This window comes from Streptomyces doebereineriae, assembly GCF_031845645.1.
In the GTDB taxonomy this organism is placed as follows: domain Bacteria; phylum Actinomycetota; class Actinomycetes; order Streptomycetales; family Streptomycetaceae; genus Streptomyces; species Streptomyces canus.
Map to the genome: position 1 here is coordinate 1 of NZ_JAVREZ010000159.1, position 479 is coordinate 479.

Genomic DNA, 479 nt, shown 5'->3' on the forward strand with positions numbered 1-479 from the left:
GATCCCGACGGCGTCGAGCCACATGCGGAACACCTGCGTGTGTTTGGCTTCCTCGAAGGCGAACTGCGTCAGATACATCTCGTCGCCAAGGCGCCCCTCGGACCGCATCGCACTCATGAACGGCTGGATGTCCTTGGTGACGGCTTCCTCACCCGCGATGAACTCCGCGCACAGCCGGGTGGCGTACTCGCGCTCCCGGTCCGTCAACGCCTCCCAGTCCGCCCGGTCGCGGGAGAAGTCGATATCGGCCGGATTCCAGAACTTCGCATTCCCCCCGGCGAACAATCGCAACGGCACACTGTCCCAATTGAGACCGCCCTTGGCCAGCGAACCGAACTTTGTGTGTGACATGGGAATTGACCTCCTCAGGTCTGGTGGGCTGCTTCGGTGGCCGGTGAGAATGCGGCCGCCAACACTGCGACGAGCCTGCGCACGGCGAGTGTCGGCTGCTCGGGGCTGGGCTCATCCAGGCCCAGGAT

General features: G+C 64.3%; 1 protein-coding gene. It reads right to left on the reverse strand.

The features are described from left to right. The coding region (locus RNB18_RS51220) for a ribonucleotide-diphosphate reductase subunit beta (protein ID WP_311720953.1) at nucleotides 1-351 on the reverse strand (351 nt) is incomplete at its 3' end. Between the last annotated feature and the right edge of the window lie 128 nt (nucleotides 352-479).